The 25,603-nt window shown below is 72.6% G+C and carries 26 protein-coding genes and 4 pseudogenes; 21 read left to right on the forward strand and 9 right to left on the reverse strand.

The window, feature by feature from the left end; genetic code table 11:
- Positions 1 to 222: 222 nt before the first annotated feature.
- The 3 genes from ACFF45_RS32085 to ACFF45_RS32095 all read right to left on the reverse strand — a co-directional run bounded on the left by ACFF45_RS32085 (position 223) and on the right by ACFF45_RS32095 (position 2,422).
- Positions 223 to 720: a flavin reductase family protein gene (locus tag ACFF45_RS32085; protein ID WP_381350396.1), complete on the reverse strand. Its 498-nt coding sequence runs from the start codon at positions 718 to 720 to the stop codon at positions 223 to 225.
- A gap of 80 nt (positions 721 to 800) precedes the next feature.
- Positions 801 to 2,051 carry a CaiB/BaiF CoA transferase family protein gene (locus tag ACFF45_RS32090; protein ID WP_381350397.1) on the reverse strand — a complete coding sequence of 417 codons (1,251 nt, stop codon included), beginning with the start codon at positions 2,049 to 2,051 and terminating at the stop codon, positions 801 to 803.
- Complete coding sequence (locus tag ACFF45_RS32095) at positions 2,048 to 2,422, reverse strand: cupin domain-containing protein (protein ID WP_381350398.1); 375 nt, start codon at positions 2,420 to 2,422, stop codon at positions 2,048 to 2,050. The genes ACFF45_RS32090 and ACFF45_RS32095 overlap by 4 nt, the downstream gene beginning before the upstream one ends.
- Positions 2,423 to 3,305: 883 nt before the next feature.
- On the opposite strand from ACFF45_RS32095, the gene ACFF45_RS32100 reads away from it, so the two are divergent.
- The 12 genes from ACFF45_RS32100 to ACFF45_RS32155 all read left to right on the forward strand — a co-directional run bounded on the left by ACFF45_RS32100 (position 3,306) and on the right by ACFF45_RS32155 (position 16,027).
- Positions 3,306 to 3,827: a nuclear transport factor 2 family protein gene (locus tag ACFF45_RS32100; protein ID WP_381350399.1), complete on the forward strand. Its 522-nt coding sequence runs from the start codon at positions 3,306 to 3,308 to the stop codon at positions 3,825 to 3,827.
- Positions 3,828 to 4,112: 285 nt separating this feature from the next.
- Positions 4,113 to 5,354: an acyl-CoA dehydrogenase family protein gene (locus ACFF45_RS32105; RefSeq protein WP_381350401.1), complete on the forward strand. Its 1,242-nt coding sequence runs from the start codon at positions 4,113 to 4,115 to the stop codon at positions 5,352 to 5,354.
- Positions 5,355 to 5,463: 109 nt separating this feature from the next.
- Positions 5,464 to 6,306, forward strand: a complete 843-nt coding sequence (locus ACFF45_RS32110) for a TetR/AcrR family transcriptional regulator (RefSeq protein WP_381350403.1) — start codon at positions 5,464 to 5,466, stop codon at positions 6,304 to 6,306.
- Positions 6,307 to 7,023: 717 nt separating this feature from the next.
- The gene (locus ACFF45_RS32115; protein WP_381350405.1) at positions 7,024 to 8,160 is read left to right on the forward strand and encodes an LLM class flavin-dependent oxidoreductase; all 1,137 of its coding nucleotides are present in this window, start codon (positions 7,024 to 7,026) and stop codon (positions 8,158 to 8,160) included.
- A complete protein-coding gene (locus ACFF45_RS32120) occupies positions 8,157 to 8,690 on the forward strand; it encodes a GNAT family N-acetyltransferase (protein ID WP_381350406.1) in 534 nt (177 codons plus the stop codon). Before ACFF45_RS32115 ends, ACFF45_RS32120 begins: the two co-directional genes overlap by 4 nt.
- Positions 8,687 to 9,736 (forward strand): amino acid ABC transporter permease, encoded by a 1,050-nt coding sequence (locus tag ACFF45_RS32125; protein ID WP_381350407.1) that lies wholly within the window; start codon positions 8,687 to 8,689, stop codon positions 9,734 to 9,736. Before ACFF45_RS32120 ends, ACFF45_RS32125 begins: the two co-directional genes overlap by 4 nt.
- Entirely contained in the window at positions 9,733 to 10,497 is a 765-nt protein-coding gene (locus ACFF45_RS32130) for an amino acid ABC transporter ATP-binding protein (protein ID WP_381350408.1), read from the forward strand. Before ACFF45_RS32125 ends, ACFF45_RS32130 begins: the two co-directional genes overlap by 4 nt.
- A gap of 36 nt (positions 10,498 to 10,533) precedes the next feature.
- Positions 10,534 to 11,520, forward strand: coding sequence for an ABC transporter substrate-binding protein (locus ACFF45_RS32135; protein ID WP_381350409.1), 987 nt, complete (start codon positions 10,534 to 10,536; stop codon positions 11,518 to 11,520).
- Between the two features lie 267 nt (positions 11,521 to 11,787).
- Positions 11,788 to 12,996 (forward strand): LLM class flavin-dependent oxidoreductase, encoded by a 1,209-nt coding sequence (locus ACFF45_RS32140; RefSeq protein ID WP_381350411.1) that lies wholly within the window; start codon positions 11,788 to 11,790, stop codon positions 12,994 to 12,996.
- 65 nt (positions 12,997 to 13,061) lie between these two features.
- Complete coding sequence (gene ssuE, locus ACFF45_RS32145) at positions 13,062 to 13,619, forward strand: NADPH-dependent FMN reductase (protein WP_381350413.1); 558 nt, start codon at positions 13,062 to 13,064, stop codon at positions 13,617 to 13,619.
- Positions 13,616 to 14,800: an SfnB family sulfur acquisition oxidoreductase gene (locus ACFF45_RS32150; protein ID WP_381350414.1), complete on the forward strand. Its 1,185-nt coding sequence runs from the start codon at positions 13,616 to 13,618 to the stop codon at positions 14,798 to 14,800. The genes ssuE and ACFF45_RS32150 overlap by 4 nt, the downstream gene beginning before the upstream one ends.
- Before the next feature lie 27 nt (positions 14,801 to 14,827).
- On the forward strand, positions 14,828 to 16,027 hold the full coding sequence (locus tag ACFF45_RS32155; protein WP_381350416.1) for an LLM class flavin-dependent oxidoreductase: 1,200 nt from the start codon (positions 14,828 to 14,830) through the stop codon (positions 16,025 to 16,027).
- 221 nt (positions 16,028 to 16,248) lie between these two features.
- Here the strand turns inward: ACFF45_RS32155 and ACFF45_RS32160 are convergent.
- A pseudogene (locus ACFF45_RS32160) lies at positions 16,249 to 16,805 on the reverse strand (fumarate reductase/succinate dehydrogenase flavoprotein subunit); the annotation flags it as partial.
- 27 nt (positions 16,806 to 16,832) lie between these two features.
- Positions 16,833 to 17,442: pseudogene (locus tag ACFF45_RS32165) on the reverse strand (ABC transporter permease); the annotation flags it as partial.
- 62 nt (positions 17,443 to 17,504) lie between these two features.
- On the opposite strand from ACFF45_RS32165, the gene ACFF45_RS32170 reads away from it, so the two are divergent.
- On the forward strand, positions 17,505 to 17,924 hold the full coding sequence (locus ACFF45_RS32170) for a hypothetical protein (protein WP_381350418.1): 420 nt from the start codon (positions 17,505 to 17,507) through the stop codon (positions 17,922 to 17,924).
- A complete protein-coding gene (locus ACFF45_RS32175) occupies positions 17,921 to 18,118 on the forward strand; it encodes a hypothetical protein (RefSeq protein WP_381350420.1) in 198 nt (65 codons plus the stop codon). The genes ACFF45_RS32170 and ACFF45_RS32175 overlap by 4 nt, the downstream gene beginning before the upstream one ends.
- On the opposite strand, the gene ACFF45_RS32180 is transcribed toward ACFF45_RS32175, so the two are convergent.
- The gene (locus ACFF45_RS32180) at positions 18,097 to 18,525 is read right to left on the reverse strand and encodes a MerR family transcriptional regulator (RefSeq protein ID WP_381350422.1); all 429 of its coding nucleotides are present in this window, start codon (positions 18,523 to 18,525) and stop codon (positions 18,097 to 18,099) included. The two genes, ACFF45_RS32175 and ACFF45_RS32180, sit on opposite strands and share 22 nt — an antisense overlap.
- Positions 18,526 to 18,589: 64 nt before the next feature.
- Between ACFF45_RS32180 and ACFF45_RS32185 the strand changes: the two genes are divergently transcribed.
- From ACFF45_RS32185 to ACFF45_RS32200, 4 genes are all read left to right on the forward strand, one after another.
- Positions 18,590 to 19,798 carry an MFS transporter gene (locus ACFF45_RS32185; RefSeq protein ID WP_381350424.1) on the forward strand — a complete coding sequence of 403 codons (1,209 nt, stop codon included), beginning with the start codon at positions 18,590 to 18,592 and terminating at the stop codon, positions 19,796 to 19,798.
- A gap of 111 nt (positions 19,799 to 19,909) precedes the next feature.
- On the forward strand, positions 19,910 to 20,032 hold the full coding sequence (locus ACFF45_RS32190; protein WP_381350425.1) for a hypothetical protein: 123 nt from the start codon (positions 19,910 to 19,912) through the stop codon (positions 20,030 to 20,032).
- 68 nt (positions 20,033 to 20,100) lie between these two features.
- Positions 20,101 to 20,340, forward strand: a complete 240-nt coding sequence (locus ACFF45_RS32195; protein WP_381350426.1) for an antitoxin MazE7 — start codon at positions 20,101 to 20,103, stop codon at positions 20,338 to 20,340.
- A 3-nt stretch (positions 20,341 to 20,343) separates the two neighbouring features.
- Positions 20,344 to 20,730 carry a toxin Doc gene (locus ACFF45_RS32200; RefSeq protein ID WP_381350428.1) on the forward strand — a complete coding sequence of 129 codons (387 nt, stop codon included), beginning with the start codon at positions 20,344 to 20,346 and terminating at the stop codon, positions 20,728 to 20,730.
- Between the two features lie 68 nt (positions 20,731 to 20,798).
- Here ACFF45_RS32200 and ACFF45_RS32205 read toward each other — a convergent pair whose 3' ends face one another.
- Together ACFF45_RS32205 and ACFF45_RS32210 are read right to left on the reverse strand one after the other, a co-directional pair.
- Positions 20,799 to 21,215, reverse strand: a complete 417-nt coding sequence (locus tag ACFF45_RS32205; RefSeq protein WP_381350430.1) for a gamma-glutamylcyclotransferase family protein — start codon at positions 21,213 to 21,215, stop codon at positions 20,799 to 20,801.
- A gap of 663 nt (positions 21,216 to 21,878) precedes the next feature.
- Positions 21,879 to 22,283, reverse strand: a pseudogene (locus tag ACFF45_RS32210) (transposase); the annotation flags it as partial.
- Between the two features lie 164 nt (positions 22,284 to 22,447).
- On the opposite strand from ACFF45_RS32210, the pseudogene ACFF45_RS35700 reads away from it, so the two are divergent.
- The 3 genes and pseudogenes from ACFF45_RS35700 to ACFF45_RS32225 form a co-directional block, all read left to right on the forward strand.
- Positions 22,448 to 23,015, forward strand: a pseudogene (locus ACFF45_RS35700) (MarR family transcriptional regulator); the annotation flags it as partial.
- 30 nt (positions 23,016 to 23,045) lie between these two features.
- Positions 23,046 to 23,669 (forward strand): CAP family protein, encoded by a 624-nt coding sequence (locus ACFF45_RS32220; RefSeq protein ID WP_381350431.1) that lies wholly within the window; start codon positions 23,046 to 23,048, stop codon positions 23,667 to 23,669.
- A gap of 135 nt (positions 23,670 to 23,804) precedes the next feature.
- On the forward strand, positions 23,805 to 24,650 hold the full coding sequence (locus tag ACFF45_RS32225) for a phosphotransferase enzyme family protein (RefSeq protein WP_381350432.1): 846 nt from the start codon (positions 23,805 to 23,807) through the stop codon (positions 24,648 to 24,650).
- Between the two features lie 93 nt (positions 24,651 to 24,743).
- On the opposite strand, the gene ACFF45_RS32230 is transcribed toward ACFF45_RS32225, so the two are convergent.
- Complete coding sequence (locus ACFF45_RS32230) at positions 24,744 to 25,436, reverse strand: TetR/AcrR family transcriptional regulator (protein ID WP_381350433.1); 693 nt, start codon at positions 25,434 to 25,436, stop codon at positions 24,744 to 24,746.
- Positions 25,437 to 25,603: the final 167 nt, after the last annotated feature.

Genomic DNA, 25,603 nt, shown 5'->3' on the forward strand with positions numbered 1-25,603 from the left:
TGGTCTCGTCCGAGTGGCGACCTGCGCGTTCCGCCTCCAGCGCGCGCTCCCTCAAGGTGGGCCCGAGCGCACGGACCTTCTCCAGGACCGTCGCCAGCCTGTCGGACGTGTCGTGGGTCGCATCCATGGACGTCATCTCCAGTGTCGTTCGAGTGGCGGTGCCCGGGAGGGGGCGCCGTAGCGGTGGCCCCGGTGGCCCCGGGGAAGGGAGGCGGAGCCGGGTCAGATGCCGGCCAGGCGGCGGAAGCGGCTCGCGTGGAAGACCAGCGGGGAGGTGTCCGGGGCCGCGCTGAGCCCGTGGATGCGCAGCAGCACGATGTCGTGGTCCCCGCACGTGACCTCGTCGTGGATCGTGCAGTCGAGCCACAGCGTGGCGCCGTGCACGAAGACGCTGCCGTCGTCGGAGGCGAACCAGTCCGTCCCGGCGAAACGGTCCCCGCCCTTGCTCGCCAGCCGCGCGCAGATCCCGTCCTGTCCCTCGGCCAGGACGCTCAGTCCCAGCCGGGGCTGCGCGCGCAGCTTCGGCCAGGTCGTGGAGGTGTGCTGGATGCACACCGACACCAGGGGCGGGCGCATCGACACGGACGTGAACGAACTGGCGGCGATCCCCACCGGTTCGCCGTCGCTGCGGGCGCACACGGCGGTGACCCCGGACGGGAAGCATCCGAAAGCCCGCCGCAATTGGTCGGGGGCCGCCGACACCGGCTCGATACCTCTCACCGCAAACTCCTTGTCCCGGTCCGCGGCCCGGTCGTCCCGGTCTGCTGGACCTGATTGCCTGAACGTCGTCGGACGGCTCGTCAGACGGCGTCGCCCGAGGTGGTGCTGTGTGCTGCCGAGTCCGAAGTCACCGGGACCCCGCGCACGGGCACGGGGCCCGCCAGCCAGTCCCGGACGGTGTCGGCGTCGGCGCCGAGGACGGGCGGCGGACGGTGGTCGACGCGAGTCGTCTCGGTCTCGGCGCCGGTGGCGTCGACGGCGAAGGTCCGCAGCGCCGACCCCGGCAGGCTCACCTTCCCGAGGCGCTCGTGCTCGACGTCGACGAGCAGCCGCTGCGAGCGGGTCTGCTCCCACGCGTAGACCTCGTCGAGGCTGCGGACCCGGCCGGCCGGGATGCCGGCGTCGGCGAGCCGGCGCAGCAGCTCGTCCGGCTCGATGTCGCCGAACGTGCTTGCGAGCAGCGCGGTGAGGCCGTCCCGGTTCGCCACCCGGTCGGCGTTCGTCGCGTAACGGGGGTCGTCGGCCGCGAGGCCGAACGCGGCGCACAGGCGGAGCCACATCGCGTCGTTCCCGCAGGCGATCTGCACGCTGCCGCCCGCACACCGGAACAGCCCGTAGGGGGAGATGGTGGGGTGGTGGTTGCCCTGTGCGGATCCGAGTTCGCGGGCCACGGTCCAGCGGGTGCCCTGGAAGGCGTGGGCCGCGACGACGGAGGCGAGCAGCGAGGTGCGCACGATCTGCCCGCGGCCGGTGCGGTCGCGTTCCCGCAGCGCCGCGAGCACGCCGAACGCGCCGTTCATGCCGGCGAGCAGGTCGGCGATCGGCACCCCGACCCGCTGGGGGTGGTCCGGGTCCGGTCCGGTGAGGGACATCAGCCCGGCCTCGCCCTGCGCGATCTGGTCGTACCCGGCGCGGTGGGCCTCGGGGCCGTCGTGCCCGAAGCCGCTGATCGACAGCACCACCAGGCGCGGGTTGAGTTCCATCAGCCGTTCGGTACCGAAGCCGAGGCGCCGCAGCGTGCCGGGGCGGTAGTTCTCCAGCAGCACGTCCGCCCGCCGGACGAGCTGGTCCAGCACCTGCGCGTCCTCGGCCCGCTTCAGGTCGAGAGTGATCGACTCCTTGTTCCGGTTGCAGCACAGGAAGTACGTCGACTCCGGGGTGCCGTCGTCGGCCCGCACGAACGGCGGACCCCAGGACCTGGTGTCGTCCCCGCCGGGGCTCTCGACCTTGATCACGCGGGCGCCGAGGTCACCGAGCATCATCCCCGCCTGGGGTCCCGCGAGCGCGCGGGAGAGATCGACGACGAGCAGCCCGTCGAGCGGCCCGCTCATGACCGGACCTCCGCCGCGTCCACGGGGCCGGCCGCCGGGTTGGGCCGGATCACCAGCATGCTCGCGGGCAGGTTCGTCCGGTTCTCGACACCGCGGACCGTTCCGGCGGTGAGCCGGGCCGCGTCCAGCGGGTGCAGGACGTGGCTGCCGTCTTCGGTGCGCAGGGTCAGTGTGCCGGTCAGGACGATGTACAGGGTCTCTGCCGGGACGGGGGACAGCTCGGCCCGGCCGCCCGGGAGGTAGTGCGACAGGGCCGCCGTCACGGCGCCGTCGTAGTGCTCGCCGCCGAAGAGGTGCACGGGTCCGACGCCGTGGTGACCGGCGGGCTCGAAGCGTTGGGCCTGGGAGAGGTGGGCGATGTCGATGGGCACGGTCGTGGCACTCTCGATTCTGGCTGGCTGCGGGGCGGGTGCTCGCGGGTGGGGAAGTGGGTCGGTGGGGGGGGACATGGCCCGGGCGCCGGCCGGGGGAGCCGGCGCGAGCCGCCGGGCGGCCCGCACGGCGCCGCATCAGGGCTACGGCGCCGAAGCAGGGATCCGGCGGACGGGTGCGTGGCGAGCGTGAGGGTGGGTGCGGTCGGTGTCACCGGCTTGGTCCGGGCCGCCGGCGCCCGGCCGCCGTGGGCCGGGCGGAAGGTGGCTGTGAGGGCACCGTAGAAGCCGCTCCCGCAAAGTGTCAACATTTTGCGTCGGGTTCTCTCCGATGCACCCACCGTCAGCGCCCAGGATCCGGTGGCGCCGCACCGAGGGGGCGGACCCCGGTGCGCTGCTCCTCCGAGCTGTGGGGAAGTTGACCAGGGGAGCGGGTGGGCCCGGGGGGTCCCGGCGATCGCCGCCGGTCGTCCTCCGCGCGCGTCGGGGGACCGGTGCCCGGCACACGCATTGCCGCGAAGTGTTGACAGCTTCTGAGTGGTTCCCGATGATAGGTGCCATCTCCGCCACCCCGGTCGTCGGCTGCGCACCGTCGCCGGGACCGGCGGGAGCCGATCCGGGTGCCGGACCGTCGACCGCGAAGGGCGGCGGTGCCGACGCCCGCCGGCCGACTCCCGACGCCGTACGCATGCCGCGGCGGGCCGTCGTGGCCGCGGGGCGCGGAGCCGAGAAGCGCGCCCCGCCGGCAAGCGGAAGCGGCGTCCTGCCGCTGCGGGTCTCCTGCCCCCGACGGCATGTGACGTGACGCACGGGCCCTCCGCCGGACCCCCGGCGCGGGCGGAGGCTCCGACCCATCGGCGACTCAAGGACGAGGAGCGCAACCATGGTCGAACACGACAAGGCCGCCATCATCGAGGTGCTCAATCTCTACGGGCTCGCACTCGACGCTCACCGGTGGGATCTGTTCGACCGCGTCTTCACGGAGGACGTGACGGCGGAGTTCGGCCCGGCCGGAGCCGCCTGGAGCGGACTCGCCGCGTTCAGGCGCTCCTTCGCCGAGTTCCACGCCCGGCTGGACAGCCACCAGCACACGATGATGGGCCACCTGGTGCAGGTGGACGGCGACAGGGCGCACGCGTTCAGCTACGGCAACTGGCTCCTGGTCCGCGAGGCGGCCGAGGGCGGCCCGGTCTGGCAGGGCACCGGCTGGTACGACGACGTACTCGTGCGCACCGCCCGCGGGTGGCGCATCCAGCGGCGTGTCTGCCGGCTGATGTCCTGGACCGGCAACCCGGCGGTGCCCGTGCCGGACGGCGAGCACAACCCCGACATGCAGACGAACGTGCTGCACCGGCACAGTGAGGCCGGGTCCGTCGCGTTCCTCAACGCGATCGGTGCTCAGTAGCGACCGCCACACCACTGACGCGACGCCCCACCCCTGCCGGCAAGCCGCCGATGAGCCGATGGACGTGGAAGCACCGAGCGCCCGCACGGAGGTCCACGACGCGCTGCTGCGCCACTGCCACGGGCTCGACCGGGTGGACATGGACCTGCTGCGCGGCGTCTTCCCACGGCGGCGCGTGGATCCAGGTCCCCGAAAGCGTGCACGTCGGGTCCCGACCGGCCCGGCCGACGCCCCCGCGACGCCACGGCGGCCGCGGCGAGGTGCGCAGATGCAGACAACCCGGAGGTGAGCAGGTTCATGGCGATGGGCATCGGGACGGACGCCGACCGGCCGTCGGCCCAGGAGATCGTCGACCGCGTCGAGAAGCTGCGGCCCTGGCTGCGCGAGCAGCAGGCCGTGGCCGAGCGGCAGCGGCGCATCCCCCAGGAGAGCGTCGAGCGGCTCGACGCGGCCGGAGTCTTCGGCCTGACGACGCCGCGGCGGTTCGGCGGAGCGGATTTCACGGCACGGGAGCTGCACGGCGTCTTCCGCGCGCTCGGCTCGGGGTGCGGGGCGACGGGCTGGCTGGTGTGGGCGGCCGCGGGCGGCAACCTGTGGAGCTGCGCCTTCCCCGACGACGTCGTCGCGCCGGTGTACGCGTCGCCCTGGGTCGGCAACCGCACGTTCGCGGTGGGCGGCACCAGCCGGCGCATGTCGGGGACCGCGCGGCAGGTCGACGGCGGCTGGTTGGTCGAGGGCGCGTGGCCGTTCGCCACCGGGAGCGTCCACGCCTCCCACGGCTACCTCGCCGTCTTCCTCGACGAGACCGACGACACGAAGGTCGGGATGGTCCTCGTGCCGAAGGACTCGCTCGTCGCCCGGGACGACTGGGACGCGATGGGAATGGCCGCCACGGGCAGCCAGACGGTGGCGACGGACGGTGAACTGTTCGTCCCCGACGAGCGCTTCAGCACCCCGCGGCGGCTCACCGAGCGGATCGCCGAACTCACCCGGCAGGGCCTCGGGCCGCGCCGCGGAGGTCTCGCCCGCTCACTCGTCACGGGCACGGGCGTCGCCCTCGGCATGGCCGACCACGCCCTGGAGGAGTTCCTCGGCGCGGTGGGAAAGCGCAGCCTGCCCTACTCGCCGTACGCCAGCCAGCTCGACGCGCCGGTCACGCATCTGACCGTCGGGCGCGCCCACACCCGGATCCGGGCGGCGGCCCTGGTGGCCGACGCCGCGGTGACCCGGCTCGACCGGTGGGACGCCGAGGGGAGGGAGCCGTCGGAGGGCGACGTCCTCCAGCTGCACACCGACGTCGCCTACGTCTGGGACGCGTGTGCTTCCGCCGTCGAGACGCTGTTCCACGCCTCCGGAGCGTCGGCGATCACCAAACGCCTGCCGCTCCAGCTGATCGCGCGCAACTGCCGCGCGGGCAGCCTGCACGCGGCGCACGGCATCGACACCTGGACGGAGAACATCGGACGGGCGCTGTGCGGAGTCGAGTCGGCACCGGTCTCCACGGGCGTGCTCGAACGGCGGTCGTAGCGGGCCGGGCCGGCGGGCCAGCTCGAACGGCGGTCGTAGCGGGCCGGGCCGTATGACCTGGAGCACCCGCCACTGGTCGGGAACCCGACTGCACAGTAAATTGATCGATATGTCACGTACCATGGAACCGGCGGACGAGCAGACCGTCCCCCAGGACATCATCGAGGCCACCCTGCGAGCCGCCGAGGCCCGTGGCGTGTCCGCGGCCGATGTCACCCTGAGGGACATCGCCCAGGAGGCCGGGATCTCCCGCAGCACCCTGGTCCGCCGGCTCGGCGGCAGCCGGACCGTCCTGGACGAGGCGCTGCGCGCCGCCGGCGTCGAGCCGGGAGAGCGCAAGCCGGTCAGGGAACGCGCGATCGAAGCCACAGGCACCATGATCAGCGCGCAGGGCCTGGGCGCGGTGACCTTCGAACGCGTGGCGGTCGCGGCCGGGTGCTCCGTGCCCAGCCTCTACGCCACCTTCGGCGGCCGGGACGAACTCCTGCGCGCGGTCTTCGACCGCTACAGCCCCATGGTCGACGTCGAGGCGTTCCTGGCCACGTCGCGCGGTGACCTGGAGGACACCGTGCGCCGCCTCACCCGCCTCGTGGTCGACTCGCTGGAACGCGAGCCGCGCGTCCTGCCCGCCCTGCTGGCGGAGGTCTTCGCCCGCCCCGGCGACGACAACGTCCTGACGATCTTCCGGACGCTCACTCCCCGGCTGCTGGCCGGCCTCGGCGCGTGGCTCGCCGGCGAGGCCGCCGCCGGCCGGGTCCGCGACCTGCCGCCGCTGCTGCTCACCCAGCTCATGACCGGCCCGATCTTCCTGCACTTCCTGCTGCGCCCCGTCACCAGCCGGGTCGCGGCGGCCGACCTGCCCAGCAAGGAAGAGACCATCGAGACGTTCGCCCAGGCCTTCCTCCGGGCCGTCGCCCTGCCGTCAGCGGACGGCGAGGACCGGCAGAGGTAGCGCCGCGGACAGCGGGGCCGCGGCGACCGGTCGCCGTCGCCCCCGCCCCGCCGGCACTGCGTCCCCGGCTCACCCACACCGCCCGCCTGGTCCGCACGCCCGGCCGCGCAGGGGTGCTCGACCACGGCACCCGCATGGGCCCCGAGGCCCACGACATCGTCGCCGACGGTCCGCTGGACCTCCGCCGGGGCGCCGCCTTCCCGCGACCTGCCGTCAGTTGTCCCCCCGCGCACTCTCACGCCGACAAGGTCGTCGGCCCGGGGGATGCGCAACTCCGGTCGCTGCCGCACCGGTCGAGCCCGGTCGCTCACGGCGTGGGCCGGGCGGCCGTCCCGCGATCGGCGGCGGGGGTCGAGGCGGCATCCGGCATCCGGGCGCTGCTTGACGAACAGCGGGAAGTACTGCTGAATTGACCACATGACTGCCCAGCAGCGCTTGGTCTCGCGCGATCACATCGACTTCGGTCGAGTGTGGTCCGCCGCGTGTTGCGTCTGACTCGGCAGCGGGCCTTCTGACCGGCCCTCTCCTCCCCGTGTGACCCCGTCGTCGCGGGCCGATTCCCGCCTTCGCGCACGCCGCCGCCGCACCCCCTCCCGCGACGCCCGACGTCGTCACCCCCGCATCAGCCCGTCAGTCTGACGGGCCGTCATTTTCGTTTGTCCGCACGTCACTTCGTCATGCCCGAGTGCCGTCGCGCCTCCAGAAAGGCCATGCCCCATGCCCGTGGAGTTCCTCGGCATCGCCGCCACCAACGACGGCTCCGAAACCGCACCGCGTTCCGGCGCCGCGTTCGACAAGGAGTACACGCTCCGGCTCGCCCGGGCCCACGAGGATCACGGCTGGGACCGCGTGCTGTTCGCCTACGGCTCCGGATCGCCCGACCCCGCGCCGGCCGCCGCGTACATCGCGAGCCGCCTGGACCGCCTCCAGATCCTCCTCGCCCACCGGCCCAACGTCTCGTACCCCACCTTCGCCGCCAAGACCTTCGCCACCCTCGACCAGATCGCCGAGGGGCGGCTGACCGTGCACTTCATCACCGGCGGCAACGACCACGAGCAGGGCCGCGAGGGCGACACCCTCACCAAGGACGAGCGCTACGCCCGCACCCGCGAGTACATCCGGATCGTCAAGAGGATCTGGACCACCCACGAGCCCTTCGACCACGAGGGCGAGCACTACCGCTTCCACGACTTCGTCAGCGACGTCTTCCCCGTCCAACAGCCGCGCCCGAACGTGTCGTTCGGCGGTTCGTCACCCGCCGCGTACGCCGTCGGAGGCGCCGAGGCCGACATCTACTGCCTGTGGGGCGAGCCCCTGGCGAAGACCGCCGAGCAGATCGAGACCGTACGGGCCGCCGCGAAGGCCGCCGGCCGCACCCGTCTGCCCCGCATCCAGGTCGCGTTCCGCCCGATCATCGCCCCGACCGAGGAACTGGCCTGGGAGAAGGCCCACCGCACCCTCGGCGCGATCAAGGACCGCACGGCGCGCGGCGAGGCGATCGGCGGGCGCCACAACGGGCAGGCACAGCCGCAGAACACGGGCTCGCAGCGGCTGGTCGCCATCGCCGAGGCGGGCGAACGCTACGACCGCGCCCTGTGGACCCCGACCGCCGCCGCGACCGGTGGCGCGGGCAACTCCAACGCCCTGGTCGGCACCCCCGAGACCGTCGCGCGCGCCCTCCTCGACTACTACGACCTCGGCGTCGACATCCTCTCCGCGCGCGGCTACGACCTCCTCGGTGACGCCGTCGACTTCGGCCGGCACGTGATCCCGGTCGTCCGCGAGGAGGTCGCCAAGCGCGACGCCGAACGCTCGGCACGCGGGCCGCGGGACCTCGCGGCGGTGGGCGAGTGAGTTCCGCGGCCCAGGCACCGAACTCCGCGGGCCTGACGGTCGTTCACGTGCCGGTGTCCGACCCGCGGGTGCGACCCCTGCTGCGCGAACTCGGCCACGAGTACACGACGCGCTACGGCAGGGACGCGCACGCCGAGATCGCCCGCTACCCCGACGAGGAGTTCACCCCGCCCTACGGCGGCCTCCTCCTGCTGCTGCTGGAGCACGGCGAGCCCGTCGCGGGCGGCGCCTTCCGCCGGTACGACGCGACCACCGCCGAACTCAAACGGATCTGGACCCACTCCGCGCACCGCCGACGCGGCCTCGCCCGCCGGGTCGTCGCCGAGCTGGAGCGCGAAGCGGCGAGCCGCGGCTACCGGCGGATCCACCTGACCACCGGGCCACGCCAGCCGGAAGCCCGCGGTCTGTACCTGGCCACCGGCTACACGCCGCTGTTCGACACGACGGCCGACCCGGAGACCGTCGGCCCGCTGCCGTTCGAGAAGCACCTCACCGTCACCCCGTACACCGGAAGGGCCACCGACCTGTGAGCAGGAACGTCACGACGGCTTCCGGCACCGGCGCCGCACCGCCCGGCGGGGCCTCCCCGGACACCCGCCCGCACACCCCGCCCGCCCTGGACGACGCGGCCTCCCTCACCGTCGTACCCGCCCGCCACCACGCCCGGTGGGCGGCGGCCGTCGCCGTCACCGTGCTGGTCGCCCAGTTCGTGCACGGCCTGGCCACCAACCCGGTCTGGGAGTGGGGCGTCTTCCGCGACTACGTCCTGTCCGAGACGATCGTCCAGGCGGTGTGGGTGACCCTCCAGCTCACCGCCTACGCCACCGTGCTGGGCTTTCTCCTCGGCACCGTGCTGGCCTTCATGCGGCTGTCCCGCAGCCCGCTGCTGCGGACCGTCGCCTGGGCCTACGTCTGGATCTTCCGGTCGATCCCGATGATCGTCCAGCTGGTGTTCTGGTTCAACCTCAGCGCCCTCTACGAGGAGCTGGGGGTCGGCGTCCCCTTCGGCCCGGTGTTCTGGTCCGTCGACAGCAACAGCCTCATCGGCACCATCGGCGCCGCGATCATCGGGCTGACGCTGCACCAGGCCGCCTACGCCGCCGAGATCGTCCGGGGCGGCGTCGTCGCGGTCGACCACGGGCAGTCGGAGGCCGCGGCGGCGCTGGGCATCCCCCGGCTGCGGCAGATCCGCCGGATCGTGCTGCCGCAGGCCATGCGCGCCATCCTGCCCACGGCCGGCAACGAGATCATCGGCCTGCTCAAGGGCACCTCGGTGGTCTACGTGATGTCCATCGGCGAACTCTTCTACCAGGTGCAGGTCATCTACGGCCGCAACGGCCGCGTCATCCCGCTGCTGCTGGTCGCCACCGCCTGGTACGTCGTCCTCACGTCCCTGCTGTCGGTCGCCCAGTACTACGTGGAGCGCCACTATGCCCGCGGCGCCGACCGTACCCCGCCACCCACCCCGCTCCAGCGGGCCCGCCGCTCCGTACGCACCCTGCGCGCGGCGGCGGACCGGCGCGACCGGCCCGTCGTCCCCCTGAAGAACCCCCGACCCGTGGGAGACCGCCGATGAGTCAGGTGATGGTGGACGTCCGCGGCGTCCACAAGAGCTACGGTCCGCTGGAGGTGCTGCGCGGCGTCGACCTGACGGTCCGCGCCGGCGAGGTCACGGTGATCGTCGGCCCGTCCGGATCCGGCAAGTCCACGCTGCTGCGCACCATCAACCACCTGGAGAAGGTGGACCGCGGCTGGGTCAGCGTCGACGGCGAACTCATCGGTTACCGCCGCCACGGCGGCAAGCTGCACGAGCTGAAGGAGAAGGACGTCCTGAAGCAGCGCACCCACATCGGGTTCGTCTTCCAGGACTTCAACCTCTTCCCGCACCTGACCGTGCTGGAGAACCTCGTCGAGGCCCCGGTCAGCGCACTGCGCCGCTCGCGCGAGGAGGCCGAGCGGACAGCCCGCCGGCTCCTGGACAGGGTCGGTCTCGCCGGCCAGGCCGACAGCTACCCGCGCCGGCTCTCCGGCGGCCAGCAGCAGCGCGTGGCCATCGCCCGCGCGCTCGCCCTCGAACCGAAGGTGCTGCTGTTCGACGAGCCGACCTCGGCACTGGACCCGGAACTGGTCGGAGAGGTCCTCGACGTGGTCGGTGACCTGGCCCGGACCGGCACCACCATGATCGTCGTGACGCATGAGATCGGCTTCGCCCGTGAGGTCGCCGACACCGTGGTGTTCATGGACGGCGGAGTCGTCGTGGAGCAGGGGCCGCCCGGCACCGTCCTGGACAACCCCCGGCACGAACGCACCCGCGCCTTCCTCTCCAAGGTCCTCTGACCGCACCTCGCCCGTTCCGACGCAAGGAGAACGACCGTGTCCACCCCTCTCGCCCGCCGCCGTACCGCCGCAGCCGCGCTCGGACTCGCCACCGCCCTCGTCCTCGCCGCCTGCAGCAACCCCTCCGACGGCGGCACCACCGAGGTCGCGGACGTCTCGGGCGCCAAGACGGAGATCAACATCAGTCCCGACCAGAACCGCGTCACCACCGGCAAGGTCGACTCCATCGCCGCCCAGGTGCCGGAGGAGATCCGCAGACGAGGCACCCTGGAGATCGTCGACTCGTCCGGCTCCGCCGCGCCGCTGACGTTCCACGCCACCGACGACAAGACCGTCATCGGCGTCGAGCCCGACCTCGCCCACCTGGTCGCCGACGTGCTCGGGCTCGAGGCGCACCTCAACACCGTCTCCTGGGAGAACATCTTCGTCGGCCTCGACAGCGCCAAGTACGACGTCGGCTTCAGCAACATCACCGTCACCGAGGAACGCAAGGAGAAGTACGACTTCGCCACCTACCGCGAGGACAACCTGGGCTTCGAGGCGAAGAAGGGCAGTGGCCTCAAGGTCACCGGACCCGAGGACGTGGCGGGGAAGACGGTCGCCGTGGGCAGCGGCACCAACCAGGAGAAGCTGCTCGTCGAGTGGAGCGAGGAGAACGAGAGGGCGGGCCGCGAGCCGGTGGACATCAAGTACTACCAGAACGACAGCGACACCTACCTCGCCCTCCAGTCCGGCCGCATCGACCTGTACCTCGGCCCCAACCCGACCGCCGCCTACCACGCGGCCACCACCGGCCGGACCGAGGTCGTCGGCACCCACTCCGGCGCCGGCGCCACCCTCCAGGGCCTCATCGCCGCCACCACCAAGAAGGACAGCGGCCTGGTCGAGCCGCTCGCCGACGCCCTCAACCACATCATCGCCAACGGCACGTACGCGAAGGTGCTGGAGCGCTGGGGCCTGTCCGACGAGGCCGTGACCGCGTCCCGGATCAACCCGCCCGGCCTGCCCAAGACCAACCGGTAACCGCGTTCCAGGGCGCCGGGACGCAGGGCCTGGCGCGGCGCACCCGCCGCCGCGCCCACCTCCGAGCGCGGCCGGCGTTCCCGCCACGGACTCCACGGACTCCACGGACTCCACGGACTCCCAGGAAGGCACCCCGCCCGTGTCCCCGCCCCCGCCTCCTTCCCCGCGCCTCGCCGTCGCCCCGGACGGCACCGGCCGGCATCCCGCCTCCCGGCGCGAGCCGGCGGCCCGACCTCGGCACCTCTCGCTCACCCAGGAGTAATGCCCGTGTCCGACATCCCCCTCGGCGTCCTCGACCTGGTCCCGATCCCCTCCGGATCGACGGCCGCGGCCGCCCTGCGCCACTCGACCGACCTCGCCCGGCAGGCCGAGCGCTTCGGCTACGCCCGCTACTGGTTCGCGGAGCACCACCTCAACCCCGGCGTGGCGGGCACGTCACCCGCCGTCCTCCTGGCCCTGACCGCGGCCGCCACCTCCACCATCCGGCTCGGCTCCGGGGCCGTACAGCTCGGACACCGCACCGCGCTGTCCACGGTCGAGGAGTTCGGCCTCATCGACGCCCTGCACCCCGGGCGCCTCGACCTCGGCCTGGGCCGCTCCGGCGGCCGCCCACCCGGACAGCCCGCGGCGCCGCTGCCGACCGCGACCCCGGTCGTCGACGGCCGCGCCCCGAACGGCCTGCCCGTCCCGCCCCGCTTCTCCTTCGAGCACCTCCTCGGGTCGCCCCGCGTCGCGTTGCAGCGCGAGCTGCTCCTGCTGCCGGGCGCGGTGGCGCAGGACTACGCCGAGCAGATCGACGACATCCTCGCCCTGCTGGCCGGCACCTACCGCTCCCCGGAGGGCGTCGAGGCGCACGTCGTACCGGGCGAGGGCGCCGACGTGCAGGTGTGGATCCTGGGCAGCAGCGGCGGCCTCAGCGCCGAGGTCGCGGGGGCGCGCGGGCTGCGTTTCGCCGCCAACTATCACGTCAGCCCGGCCACCGTCCTGGAGGCGGTGGAGGGCTACCGCTCCTTCTTCCAGCCCTCCGAGTTCCTGGACAAGCCCTACGTCAGCGTCTCCGCCGACGTCGTGGTCGCCGCCGACGACGCCACCGCCCGCGAACTCGCCACCGGCTACGGCCCGTGGGTCCGCAGCATCCGCACCGCCGAGGGCGCCATCGCGTTCCCGACACCGGAGGAAGCGCGCGCCCGCCCGTGGACCGACGAGGACCGGGCCCTCGTCCAGGACCGGGTCGACACCCAGTTCACCGGCTCCCCGGCCCGGGTGGCCGACCAGCTGGAACAGCTCCAGGAGGCCACCGGTGCCGACGAACTGCTCATCACGACGATCACCCACGACCACGCCGACCGGGTCCGTTCGTACGAACTGCTCGCGCGGGAGTGGCGCCGCCGCGGCCACTCCTCCCGGGCCACCCGCCACCCGGCCGCCACGTCCCGGTCGGCGTGGTCCGAGGCCACGCAGGAACACAGCCGCTGACCACTGCGGGCGCCCCCGCCCGACCGCCACCCAGCACGCGGAACAACGAAGCGAAAGGTCCCCCCATGGCCACCATCCTGTCCGTCTCCGGCAGCCCCTCCGTCACCTCCCGCACCGCACGGCTGCTGCGCCACCTGGACGACCGCCTCACGTCCCAGGGTCACGACGTGATCGCGCTGGACGTGCGGACGCTGCCCGCCGAGGCCCTGCTGCACGCCGACTTCGGCCATCCCGCGATCGCCCGGGCCACCGCCCTGTTCGAACAGGCGGACGGCGTCGTGATCGGCACCCCCGTCTACAAGGCGGCCTACTCCGGCCTGCTGAAGTCACTGCTCGACCTGCTGCCGCAGTACGCGCTGACGGGCAAGACGGTCCTTCCGCTGGCCACCGGCGGCACCACCGCCCACGTCCTGGCCATCGACTACGCCCTGCGCCCCGTCCTCGCCTCCATGGGCCCCGCCCACATCACCCCGGGCTGGTTCACGCTCGACCAGGACATCACGGTCGGCGACGACGGCACGCTCACCGTCGCGCCCGGCTCAGCCGAGGCCCTCGCGCAGGTCACGGACCAGTTCTCCGCCGCGCTGGGCGGCCGTACGACGGTGCTGGCGGCCGCCGGATGAGCGCCGCCGCCATCGGCGGCGACGCCGAGGCCCTCGCCGTCGCCGCCGCGCTCGCGGCGGACTTCCGCAAGGACGCCGCCGAACGGGACGCCCGGCGCCGGCTCCCGCACGGGGAACTGGAGCGGCTGTCGGCGTCCGGTCTGCTGGCCGTCACGGTGCCCGGGGAGTTCGGCGGCCCGGACGTCGGCGCGGGGACGCTCGCCGAGGTCTTCCGGCTGCTGGCCGCCGCCGACGCCAGCCTCGCGCAGATCCCGCAGAGCCACTTCGTGTACGTCAACGTACTGCGCCACCAGGGCAGCCGTCGGCAGCAGGAGTTCTTCTTCGGCGAGGTGCTGCGGGGCAAACGGTTCGGCAACGCCCAGTCCGAGGCGGGGACCAGGCACGTACAGGACATCCGCACCCGGCTCGCGCGGCTCCCGGACGGGTCGTACGTCCTCGACGGCGTCAAGCACTACGCCACCGGCGCCCTGTTCGCCGACTGGATCCCCGTCCTCGCCCGCGCCGACGACGATCACTTGCAGGTGGCGTACGTGCCGCGCGACGCCCCCGGCCTCACCGTGGTGGACGACTGGGACGGCATGGGGCAGCGCACCACCGCCGGCGGAACGGTCCGCCTGGAGTCGGTGGCCGTGCCCTCCGACCGGGTCGTGCCGCACCACCTCACCTTCCAGGGACCGCAACTCCACGGCGCGCTGGCCCAGTTGCTGCATGCCGCCATCGACACGGGCATCGCCTCCGGTGCCCTGGCCGAGGCGGTCGAGTTCGTGCGCACGAAGAGCCGCCCCTGGTTCGAGAGCGGGTTCGAGACGGCCGCGGAGGACCCGCTGCTGATCCAGCGGTTCGGTGAACTGGCCGTCCGGGTCCGGGCCGCGGAGGCGCTCCTCACCGCGGCGGGGAGGTCCGTGGACGCCGCCCGCGCCGGCCTGACCGACGACTCGGCCGCCGAGGCCTCGATCGCGGTGGCCGCCGCCAAGGTGACCGCGGCGGAGGTGGCCGTGGAGGTCGGCAGCGCGCTCTTCGAGGTCGCCGGCACCCGCTCGGCGCTGGACTCCCTCGGTCTGCACCGCCACTGGCGCGACGCCCGCACCCACACCCTGCACGACCCGGCCCGCTGGAAGGTCCAGCACATCGGCCGCTACGTCCTCAACGGCACCAGGCCACCCCGGCACGGCCTCCTCTGACGACCGCCCCCTGATCGGAGCCCCCGCGTGTCTCTCACCTTCCACTGGTTCCTGCCCACCAACGGCGACAGCCGCGACGTCGTCGGCGGCGGTCACGGCACCCCCGCCACGGCGTCCGGCCGCGACCGGCCGCCGACCGTCGCCTACCTGAGCCAGATCGCCCGCGCCGCCGAGGACCTCGGCTTCGTCGGTGCGCTCACCCCCACCGGCGCCTGGTGCGAGGACGCGTGGCTCACGACCGCGATGGTCAGCCAGCACACCGAGCGTCTGAAGTTCCTGGTCGCCTTCCGGCCCGGCTTCGTCTCACCGACGCTCGCCGCGCAGATGGCGTCCACCTTCCAGCGGCAGACCGGCGGACGGCTGCTGCTGAACGTGGTGACGGGCGGGGAGAGCCACGAGCAGCGGGCCTACGGCGACTTCCTCGACAAGGACGAGCGCTATCGCCGTACCGGCGAGTTCCTGAAGATCGTGCGGGGGCTGTGGGAGGGCGGGCGCGTCGACCTGGACGGTGCGCACCTGCGCGTCGAGGACGCGACGCTGGCCCGGCTGCCCGACCCGGTGCCCGCGGTGTACTTCGGCGGCTCCTCGCCCGCGGCGGGCGAGGTCGCCGCCCGGTACGTCGACACCTACCTCACCTGGGGCGAACCGCCCGCGGCGGTGGCCGGGAAGATCGCCTGGATCCGGTCGCTGGCAGCGAAGGAGGGCCGCACCCTCCGCTTCGGCATCCGGCTGCACGTCATCACCCGGGACACCTCCGCACAGGCCTGGGCGGAGGCGCACCGGCTCCTCGACGGCTTCGACCCCGACACCGTGGCGTCCGTGCAGGCCGGGCTCGCCCGCAGCGAGTCCGAGGGCCAGCAGCGCATGCTCGCCCTGCACGGAGGCGGCCACGCCCTCCGAGCCGTCGGCTCCGCCGGAGCGGGGGGGAACCGCACCGGGCTGGAGATCCACCCCAACCTGTGGGCCGGTATCGGGCTGGTGCGCGGGGGAGCGGGGACGGCCCTGGTCGGCAGCCACGACGAGGTCGCCGAGCGGATCGAGGAGTACGCCGGCCTGGGCATCGAGGAGTTCGTGCTGTCCGGCTACCCGCACCTGGAGGAGGCGTACTGGTTCGGCGAGGGCGTCCTGCCGAGGCTCCAGGCGCGGGGGCGGTGGCAGCACCCGTCCGGCAAGGGGGCGACCCCTTCCGGGCAGGTCCCCTTCGCCGGCGCCGCGAGCCCGCGCTGACCCCACCGGACCCGCGCACCGGCGTCACCCCGGAGCTCGGTCACAGCGCCCGCGCCGCGTAGGCCCGGACGTCCGCGTCCGTCGTCGCGGCGGCCAGGGCCGCTCGGGCGTCCGCGACGGCACGGTGGCGGGCCAGGGCCAGTACGGCGGCCTTGCGGACGTCGGCGTTGGGGTCGGTGACGGCCTTGGCGAGTGCGGGGACGGCGCGGCCGGGGTCCGCGGCGGATCCGCTCGAACGCCTCCACGGCCAGGGAGAGCCGGCGCCGGACTTCGGCGGGGTCAGGTAGTCGTTCACGAAGCGGCGCAGCTTGTACTCCACCTGGGGCTGCGGCGGGCCGTCGGGGCTGCGCAGCGGCCGGTAGACCAGCTCGTGCGCCGCGCGGAGCTGGTCGGCGGGCAACTCCCCCTCGTACCACCGGTACCGAGCGGCGTCCGCTCCGGCCAGCTCGCCGAAGACGAACGCGCCGATCATGCAGTTGTGCGGCACGCAGGCCAGGTCCCCGGCGGCGTACAGCCGGGGAACGGTCGTACGGGCGTGGTCGTCGACCCGGACACCCGAGGCCGAGTGGCCACCGCACAGTCCGATCTCCGAGATGTGCATCTCCACGTCATGGGTGCGGTAGTCGTGGCCGCGGCCCGCGTGGAAGGTGCCGCGCGTCGGGCACTCCGTCGAGTGCAGGATCGACTCCAGCGCCGCCACCGACTCCTCCGGGAGATGGCTCAGCTTCAAGTACACCGGGCCCCGGTCGCTCGCCACCTCCGCCGCGAACTCGGCCATCCAGGTCGACGGCGGCCACGGCCGACGCGGCCCGCCCGGCCGAGCGTGGCGCCGCGGAGGGTGAGGCGGGTGCCGCGCCGGCCCGCCCGGGACGTACGACGTGCGCGGCAGCCAGCGGGTCATCCGGCGGCCGGCCAGCTCGACGGCGGTGGAGGTCAGCCGGCCGAGCAGGCCGATGGTGACCATGCCGACGAAGACGCCCGGATAGGCGACGACCGTGTAGTCCTGCCAGGTGCGGTAGCCGACTCCGTACTGGCCGGAGATCATCACAGATCCAGGACACGCCGATGCCGACGGACAGGCCGCCGAAGACGCCGGGCAGCGCGCCCGGCAGGACGACCGAGCCGAGGATCCGCCACCGCCCGCCGCCCACGGTGCGCACCGCCTCCTCCCACACGGGGGTCAGCGCACGCACCGCGTGCCGGGTGGAGACCGGCACCGGGAAGAAGGCGGCGGTGCAGGTGATGAAGACGATGCCCTGGTCGTTGGAGGGGAACAGGAGGATCGCGACGGGGACCATGGCGATGGCCGGGATCGGCCGGACCAGTTCGAGCAGCGGGCCGAGCAGGTCATCGACGCCATCAAGGCCGACGCCGAGTCGGTCACGGTGGAGGGCGGCGAGGACGCCCTGCGCTACCTGCCGCCGCTGCTGCCGCAGGCCACCGGCAACGCCCTGCCGAGCGGCTTCATGCGCCCCGCGTGTCCAAGTTCGAGGGAGCGCCCGCGGAGAGCGAGGAGTTCGTGCCGCCGAACTGGTTCTTCAACGGCTTCGGCTCCTGGCTTCGCCCGCCCGGCGAGCCGCTGGTCGTCCCGCAGGACGTCCGCGCCCTGATCGAGGAGCCGGAGGTCGCGCTCGTCCACGTCAACGACGCCGACGGCAACCCGCACTATGTGGGCCACAGCATCACCAACGACCTGTGCGACATCGGTCTGCATATCGAGAAACCGGGCTGGAACCCGTACTGCAAGCTGTGCGGCACCTCCATCGCACCCTGGTTCCCCGGTGCGCCGCCGGCGTCGGTGACCGGCCGGGTCACCATCGAGCGCGACGGCGACACCGCGTGGGAGGGGCCGTTCGACTGCGGTGAGGACGCCCTCTCCTTCACGGGCGGGACATGATGGACCACCTGTTCACCTTCCCGGCGGTGCGGCGGCGCGACATGGTCGACTACGTGCTGCTCGGCGCGGACAAGGCCGGCTACCACAAGGGGTTCCGCATCGCCGACAGCGACCGGATCGTCATCGATGCCAGGAGCCACGGCATCGTGCTCGACAACGCCGTGCAGTACGTTCAGACGCCTGCCGTCTCGTAACGCGCGGTCGCGCCGGAGCCGGCCGCCGCCACGGCGGCCGGCTGCTGGGAACGGCGGGTGGTCTCGAGGTAGTCGGCGATGGCGTCCCGGCTGCGGACCAGGCACTGGATCCGCTCGGAGATCCGCTCGAGTTCACGCTCCAGCGTGGCGATCGTCTCCGGCGTGGGATCGGTGATGTGGATCGCCCGGGGCTTGCTGTGCAGGCACGGCAGCAGCTGCTTGATGACCCGGGTCGGCAGCCCGGAGTCGAGCAGGCCCCGGATCTGCAACACCCGGTCCACGTAGCCCTCGTGGTAGTCGCGGTAACCGTTCGGCGAACGGCCGGGGACGATCAGCCCCTGCTCCTCGTAGTAACGCAACAGCCTGCGAGGGGTTCCGGTACGGTCCGCCAGCTCCCCGATGCGCATATGACCCACCTCACAACTCGGCACCTTGACCTTCACATCAATGTGACCCTTTGAGGATACAAGCATGTCAACGTCTACGTCCCCGACTCACCTGCCGGAGGGCTCAGTTCCGGCAGCGGAAGACCGCAAGCTCCCTCTCTCCCCTCTTCTCGCGCTCGCCACCGCGGCCTTCATGATGGTCCTGACCGAGGCGCTGCCCGCGGGTGTGCTGCCCGAGATGGCCCGCGACCTCTCGGTCAGTGAGTCCGCCGCGGGGCAGACACTGACCGTCTACGCGATCGCCACCGGTGTGGCCGCCGTTCCGCTGGCCGCGGCCACCGCGACCTGGCAGCGCAAGCGGCTGATGGTGGTGTCCGTGCTGGCGTTCGTCATCGCCAACCTGGTGACGGCCGTCTCCTCCGACTACGCCCTCACGATGACGTTCCGGCTCATCGCCGGTATCGCCGCCGCCGCGGTGTGGGGCGAACTCGTCATCTACGCCCGCCGGCTGGCACCGCCTCACCTCGCGGGCCGGGCGATCGCGATCGCCATGTTCGGTATTCCGCTCGCCCTGTCCTTGGGCATCCCGGCGGGCACCTTCCTCGGCTCGCTGTTCCGCTGGCGGCTGACGTTCGGTCTGATAGCGCTGGTCTCGCTACTGGTGGTGGTGTGGATCCTCGCGTCGGTCCCGGACCACCCCGGCCAGAAGCCCGGCCACCATGAGCCGATCCTCCAGGCCTTCCGCCTCCCCGGCGTCGCCGCGATCCTGTTCGTGGTGGCCGCGTACGTCCTGGCCCACAACACCTTCTACACCTACATCGTCACCTTCCTCGACGAGTACGACATGGGCGCCGACCGCGACACCGTGCTGCTGGTGTTCGGCATCGCCTCCATGGTCAGCATCTTCATCACCGGCGCCCTGATCGACCGCAAGCTGCGCCGGCTCACCATCGCCAGCGCCGTGCTGTTCCTCGTGGCCTCGGTCCTGCTGGCCCTGCTCGCCGACAGCTCGTTCGCGGTCTACGGCGCCATGGTCCTGTGGGGCCTCGGCTGGGGCGGCCTGGCCACCCTGCTGCAGACGGCCGTGACCGACGCCGGCGGCGACCGCGGCCAGGCCCTGCTGGTGACGATCTGGAACAGCTTCATGGCCGCCGGAGGTGTGGCCGGCGGGGTCCTCCTCGACGCCTTCGGCCCCACGTCCTTCCCCTGGAGCGTCGTGATCCTCCTGGTCCCGGTCCTGCTCGTCATCGTGGCCGCCCGCGCCCACGCCTTCCCGGCGAAGCGCGGCTCCTGACCACACGGCACCCCGGAAGACTCCGGTCCGGCACGACGTCCCCCGAGTGCCGGACCGCTTCGGTTTCCGCGCCGGGTGCGGGTCCGCCCACGCGGGGGCGTCAGACCGCGCTTGAGATCTGCCGACGTCGACAACCGGCCCGACGGCACCATCGACACCAGCAAGGACGACCCGCTGGACGCGGTCCCGCTCTGGGGCAGATTCGAGGACCAGGCCGTGCCCAGCACCCGATGAACATGCAGGTCAGAGCGGAGTTCTCAGGTGGGTGGCCCCGATTTGGTCCCAGACGGCATACTCGATGCATGGCTGGCATCGAGATCGACGACACCACCGCGGACACGCTGCAGACCCTGGCCGACGCGGCGGGGCTGCCGCTGGACGCCTACCTCGCGCAGGTGGCTGAGGAGAAGCGGCGCGAGCGCGTGCTGGACGAAGGCGCGGAGATCTTCCGGCAGGTCACCAGCGACCCGGAGACGGTCGCCTCGTTCGACGCCGAGTATGGGGCCCCCGGGCCGGCCCACACCGCCCCGCGGGCGGCCTGACCTGTGCCTGGCGAGTACTACATCGACTACCGGTGGTTCCTGGAACGCCAGGCCGAGCTGTTGGACGACCTCGCGGTCAACGACTACTCCGTGTTCGTCGGCCTGGCCGCCCGGCACAAGGTCGACCCGCCCCGCCACGACCAGCACCACCCGGATGCCTTCTGGCGGGCGGCCGTGATGCTGGAGGAGTGCGTCGTCCTCCGCCCGCTGCCCGCGCGCAACGAGCTGTACGGCTTCGGCTTGGCCGTGGCCTACCTGGGGATGCACGGGGAGCGCGTGAACACGAAGTTCGAGGCGTGGCGCGAGCTGATCGCCGACATCACCGCCCTGCGGCTCGACTCGTTCGACATCGCCGAGCGGCTGCGCTCTTTGCGTCTCCCGACCGTCTGATCATCTCCGGGCGGCGGCGCCTCGCACGACCGACGGAGATGGAAACGACAGTGCCGGACGTCGCTTGGCTACTTCCCCTTCGGCTTCCCCGCGGCCAGCCCTGGGGCAAGCCGAGTGCGGCGTTCAGCGTAGGCCGACAGATGTCGAGCCTCGAACGCCGCAGGGTCCCAGTCTTCCGAGCAGACGTCGCCTCCCGGCCAGATGTACGCCCACGCCGTTGCTCCAGTGGACAAGGCTACTTCGCACAAGTCGTACTTCTCGTCTTCGAACGCGTCGCGGATGCGCCACTCTTCATTGCTCAGGTCGGTAAGAGCCACGCCAGATGCCGAGCCTCCGGCTGCGGAGACGACGAGCCCGGGGTAGACCCGATCAATGAGCGCGGCGGCTCGGTACCCGGGCGCGGCCGCCGGGACCTGCTCGGGTATCCGCCCCAACAGGGCCTTGAGGACCGCATCGAACTGGAGAGTGCCGTAGCAGAACAGCACGGTGGGGCCTTGCGAGAGTCGGTCCCGGCGATCAGAGACTTCGGGACCGGTGCGGGCCGGGATGTTGCTTGGGTCATGGGTGTTCCGGTTTCAGCGTGAGGGCGGATACATCGCGTCGTAGACGGGCGACTGCGGGCGACGTCGACCGGTTCGCGGGGCGCGGCGACGCGCGGGGCGAGCGGACGGCGGGCTGTGCGCCGGGGCGGCCAGGGCGTGGTCCTCGTCGGCCTCGTATCCGTGGTGCAGATTCGGGAGCGGGCCGCTGCCAGAGCGCTGAACGAGGGCCCGCCGGATTGAGCCGAAGCACGATAGTTGTCCTCATCGGCCTGCGCTGACCTGCGGTTTAGACCGGACGAAGTAGCCTGGTTGTCACCGGTGAGGCAAGCGGTTCGTCACACGCCCTGACTCGGGCATCCCTGTCCCCGTCTACCGGAGGGTGTGACAGGCCGACAGTTCATTGGATCAGGTCTGTGTGTGGATGTTCGGGGGAGGCCGGGCAGACGTAGATCTGCATGTTGTCCGTGCTGCCTACTTCTACCCTCGTCGGCTGCGAGGGGTACTGGCCCGGGCCGCGAGAGCCAGCGAGGGCGGCAGCCTGCTCTTCCTGCGGTGCCCGGCTGCGACCTTCACCGCCGTCCCACTCCCGGGAAGCATGCTTGCCGGTCACCCGGCGAGGGCGAGATTGTGGAGGCGGGCGATGCCGAGCATGGCGTGAGGGACGCCGTCGCCTTTCAGGCGGCAGCCGGGGAGGATCTTCCAGGTCTTCATGCGGGCGAAGGCGTGCTCGACGCGGGCGCGGACCTTGCGGTGTGAGCGGTTGTGGTCCTCTTTCCAGTCCGGGAGTTCGCTCTGGCCGGGTTCGCGGCGGTGCGGGACGACCAGGCCGGTGCCGTGGTAGCCGCCGTCGGCGATGACTGTGGTGCGGCCGACGGCGTCCTTCGCTCTGGACAACTCCCATGCCTTGCAGTCGTTGCGGTTGCCGGGCAGCGGCCGGCCGACGGCGACGACGAGCCGGGTGTCGGCGTCGATGACGACCTGATGGTTGGTGGAGTACCGGTAGTTCTTGGACGCGGGGAGACGGACCAACGGCACCGCCTTGTCGCCGGCGGCCTCGGCGCGGGGGGGTGACCAGGCCCGGTCCCGACCGCGATCCAGGTGAGCGCCGGGGACGGCTCCTCGGTCACAGGCTGCGGGCGGTGGTGTCGCCGCGGTCGGTGGTGGCTTGGATGGTCAGAGGACGCGACCTGGAGGCGGTACGCGAGTACGAGGAGATGTTCACCACCCTGCTCATGGGGCAGGGCCTGCCGAAGATGATGTCCCGGGTGCTGACCTGCCTGTACACCACCGACGCGGGCAGCCTGACCGCGTCCGGACTCGTGCAGCGCCTGCAGGTCAGCCCGGCGTCCGTCTCCAAGGCGGTCGCCTTCCTGGAGAGCCAGGGCCTGATCCGCCGGGAGCGCGACGAACGCCGCCGCGAGCGCTACCTCGTCGACGACGACGTCGGGTACCAGTCGGTGATCGCCGGCGCCCGGTCCACCGCCCGGCTCGCCGACGCCGCACGGCAGGGCGAGAGCATTCCCGGCCCCGCCACCCCGGCCGCCATACGCCTGGAGAACATCGCCCGCTTCGTCGACTTCGTCGCCGAGACCATCGCCCGCGCCGCCGAACAGGCCCGCGACGTCCTCTGCAACGAGAGCCGAGACCGCCGCGGACGGCACGGACACCGCCGCCACGCCGCGTCCGGAGCAGGGGTGGACCACCGTCCCAGCGGCGCCTGCTCCTATGGTGCCGACGGCGTGACGGGAAAGCCCCGTGATCGTTCCTGTCGGCATGAAGGCAACCAGGCACCTACTCGCCGCCGTCGTTCTCGCCGGAGCGGCGATCATGCCCGCTCCGGCCCTCGCCCGTGCGGCCGCGCCCGCACCGGTGTCGCAGGCACCGGACGGGCGTCCCCCTCTGCCCGACGCCACGGACGAGGCGTTCAACCAGGAGTGCCTCGCGGCGCACAACTCGTACCGTGCCCGGCACGGCGCCCCGCCGCTGTCCCTGGACGACGCGGCCGTCGCGCACGCCGTGCAACGCGCCCAGGCGGCCTCGGCGAACGACGGGGTTACGACGCCGCCGGGACCGGGCTCGAAGGGCTACGGGGAGAACCGCTACTGGTTCGCCGCGTACGAGGACGAGCCGGCGACGTGCGAGGAGGCGGTGCGGCTCTGGTACGAGGCCCGCTGGACGGGCGGCTACGACTGGGACCGGCCCGGCTACTCGCCCGACACCGGCACCTTCACCCAGGTCGTGTGGAAGGACACCGACGTCCTCGGCTGCGGCCGGGCCGCGGGGCGGGTGCCCGGCGAGGAGGCGTACCAGACGTACATCGTCTGCGGCTACGGCCCGGCGGGGAACATCATCGGCAGGTTCCGGGACAACGTCGGAGCGCCGACGGGCGACATGTGAGGCACGCCGGCCGGGCCCGCTTCCGCAAGACCGTGTGCTTGCTCTCCCCGTCGGGCCCGGCCCCGGCACGCACGCCCACGGCGCCTTGGTACGGTGCGCGGGTCGCACCACCCGAGGGAGAGGGGCCGAGCGGCGATGCTGGAGTCGGAGGTCCCGCGTGCGGTGGCCGCGGCCATGTCGATCGCCTCGTCACTGGGTCTGCCGGCCGACGACGCGATCGTTCTGCACGACTCGAACAAGCTCACCCTGCGTCTGCTGCCCTGTGACGTCCTGGCCCGGGTGGCACCGGTGGCACAGCAGGTCGCGCGCTTCGAGGTCGACCTCGCTCAGCGGCTCGCCGCGTCCGGGTGCCCCGTGGCTGCTCTCGACCCTCGGGTGGAGCCGCGCGTCCACGAGCGCGACGGCTTCGTGGTCACGCTGTGGACCTACTACGAACCCCTGACGCTCCGGGAGATCCCACCAGCCGACTACGCCCGTGCGCTCGGGCGGCTGCACGCCGGCATGCGCGGACTCGATGTCCCCACGCCGCACTTCACGGACCGGGTCGGGCAGGCCCAGCGCCTCGTGGCGGACCGCGACCGCACCCCGGCGCTCGCCGACGCAGACCGGGAACTGCTCGGCGGCACGTTGCGAAGCCTGGGACGGGCGATCGGCGAGCGCGGTGCCACCGAGCAGCTGCTGCACGGCGAGCCCCATCCGGGCAACGTGCTCACCACCAGGAACGGGCTGCTGTTCATCGACCTCGAGACGTGCTGCCGTGGGCCCGTCGAGTTCGACCTCGCCCACGCGCCCGAGGGCGTCGGCGAGCACTGTCCGGGCGTCGACCGCGACGTGCTGCGCGAGTGCCGGATCCTCGTGCTGGCGATGATCACGGCGTGGCGCTGGGACCGGGACGACCAGTTCCCCGACGGGCGCCGACTGGGCACCGAGTGGCTCGGCCGGATCAGGGCGGCGCTGCCGGTCCGACCGTCGCAGGCCTGACACGACCGGACGGCGGCGAGGGCGCTCGTCGCGCCCGCCGCTCCACACGGCCCGCAACCGGACGGCGAACGCCGGATCCCGCCGGCCGGCGTCTCATGTCCGTGGGGCGGTCATGGGCAGCAGCACCTCGCCGACGATCCCGTCGACATCGGCGGGCCCGACGGTGCCCCGGTCCATGGACTCGGCGATGACCAGGCGCGGCCCCACGGAGGCGACGCGGGGTGTGACGCAGCGGGGGTCGGCCTCACCGCGGTCCGCGGCCTTGCGCAGGACGCCGAGCAGGATGCGCTGGTATGGCTCGACGACGAGGCGGCGGATCTCGCCGTGCAGCTCGGGGTGGCGGGGGCGCTGGCCCATCAGGGGGCGCAGGGCGCGCCCACGGGGTCTGTCGAGGTCGCGGGCGAGGGCGCCGAGCAGTTCCGTGAGGTCGCCGCGCAAGGTCCCGGTGTCGGGTGCGACGGGGCAGCCGAAGCCGACGACAGGGTCGGTCAGGGCGGCGAGCACCAGTTCCTTCGGGGTGCTCCAGCGACGGTACAGCGCCGACTTCCCGGTGGCCGCCCGCGCGGCGATCTTGTCGAAGGCGAGCTCCTCGAAGCTGGTGAGGGCCAGTTCCTCCAGGGTCGCCAGATAGACCGCTTGCGTGAGTTTCTCGCCTCGGCGGCGGGTGCCCTTGACCGCGGAGGAGGCCGTTGCCCCCGTCTGCGTCGCCGGGGGAGGGGCTGCGTCAGGGGCGTGCGCGCCCGCCGTCTGGGCGGCGGCGTCGGGGAGTGGTCGAGAGGAGCTCACACGTGCCGTTATAGCTCAGCCATCGGGGCGGGGTGAGCTGGGGATGGTGTAGCGTGGCGTTAGTGGACAAACTTGTCCCTTATCTAGGAGGCCGCCATGGCGCCTGATCGCGTCGATGTGCACCAGCACGTCATTCCCCCTGCCTACCAGGCGTTCCTGGACGCGCG

It is taken from the genome of Streptomyces cinereospinus (assembly GCF_042430725.1).
Lineage (GTDB): Bacteria > Actinomycetota > Actinomycetes > Streptomycetales > Streptomycetaceae > Streptomyces > Streptomyces cinereospinus.

Excerpts from the sequence above, each read along its gene's own strand:
- ACFF45_RS32090 (WP_381350397.1), bottom strand. The coding sequence starts at position 2,051 with ATGAGCGGGCCGCTCGACGGGCTGCTCGTCGTCGATCTCTCCCGCGCG.
- ACFF45_RS32100 (WP_381350399.1), top strand. The coding sequence starts at position 3,306 with ATGGTCGAACACGACAAGGCCGCCATCATCGAGGTGCTCAATCTCTAC.
- ACFF45_RS32110 (WP_381350403.1), top strand. The coding sequence starts at position 5,464 with ATGTCACGTACCATGGAACCGGCGGACGAGCAGACCGTCCCCCAGGAC.
- ACFF45_RS32115 (WP_381350405.1), top strand. The coding sequence starts at position 7,024 with ATGCCCGTGGAGTTCCTCGGCATCGCCGCCACCAACGACGGCTCCGAA.
- ACFF45_RS32130 (WP_381350408.1), top strand. The coding sequence starts at position 9,733 with ATGAGTCAGGTGATGGTGGACGTCCGCGGCGTCCACAAGAGCTACGGT.
- ssuE (WP_381350413.1), top strand. The coding sequence starts at position 13,062 with ATGGCCACCATCCTGTCCGTCTCCGGCAGCCCCTCCGTCACCTCCCGC.
- ACFF45_RS32150 (WP_381350414.1), top strand. The coding sequence starts at position 13,616 with ATGAGCGCCGCCGCCATCGGCGGCGACGCCGAGGCCCTCGCCGTCGCC.
- ACFF45_RS32175 (WP_381350420.1), top strand. The coding sequence starts at position 17,921 with ATGATGGACCACCTGTTCACCTTCCCGGCGGTGCGGCGGCGCGACATG.
- ACFF45_RS32180 (WP_381350422.1), bottom strand. The coding sequence starts at position 18,525 with ATGCGCATCGGGGAGCTGGCGGACCGTACCGGAACCCCTCGCAGGCTG.
- ACFF45_RS32185 (WP_381350424.1), top strand. The coding sequence starts at position 18,590 with ATGTCAACGTCTACGTCCCCGACTCACCTGCCGGAGGGCTCAGTTCCG.
- ACFF45_RS32195 (WP_381350426.1), top strand. The coding sequence starts at position 20,101 with ATGGCTGGCATCGAGATCGACGACACCACCGCGGACACGCTGCAGACC.
- ACFF45_RS32220 (WP_381350431.1), top strand. The coding sequence starts at position 23,046 with ATGAAGGCAACCAGGCACCTACTCGCCGCCGTCGTTCTCGCCGGAGCG.
- ACFF45_RS32225 (WP_381350432.1), top strand. The coding sequence starts at position 23,805 with ATGCTGGAGTCGGAGGTCCCGCGTGCGGTGGCCGCGGCCATGTCGATC.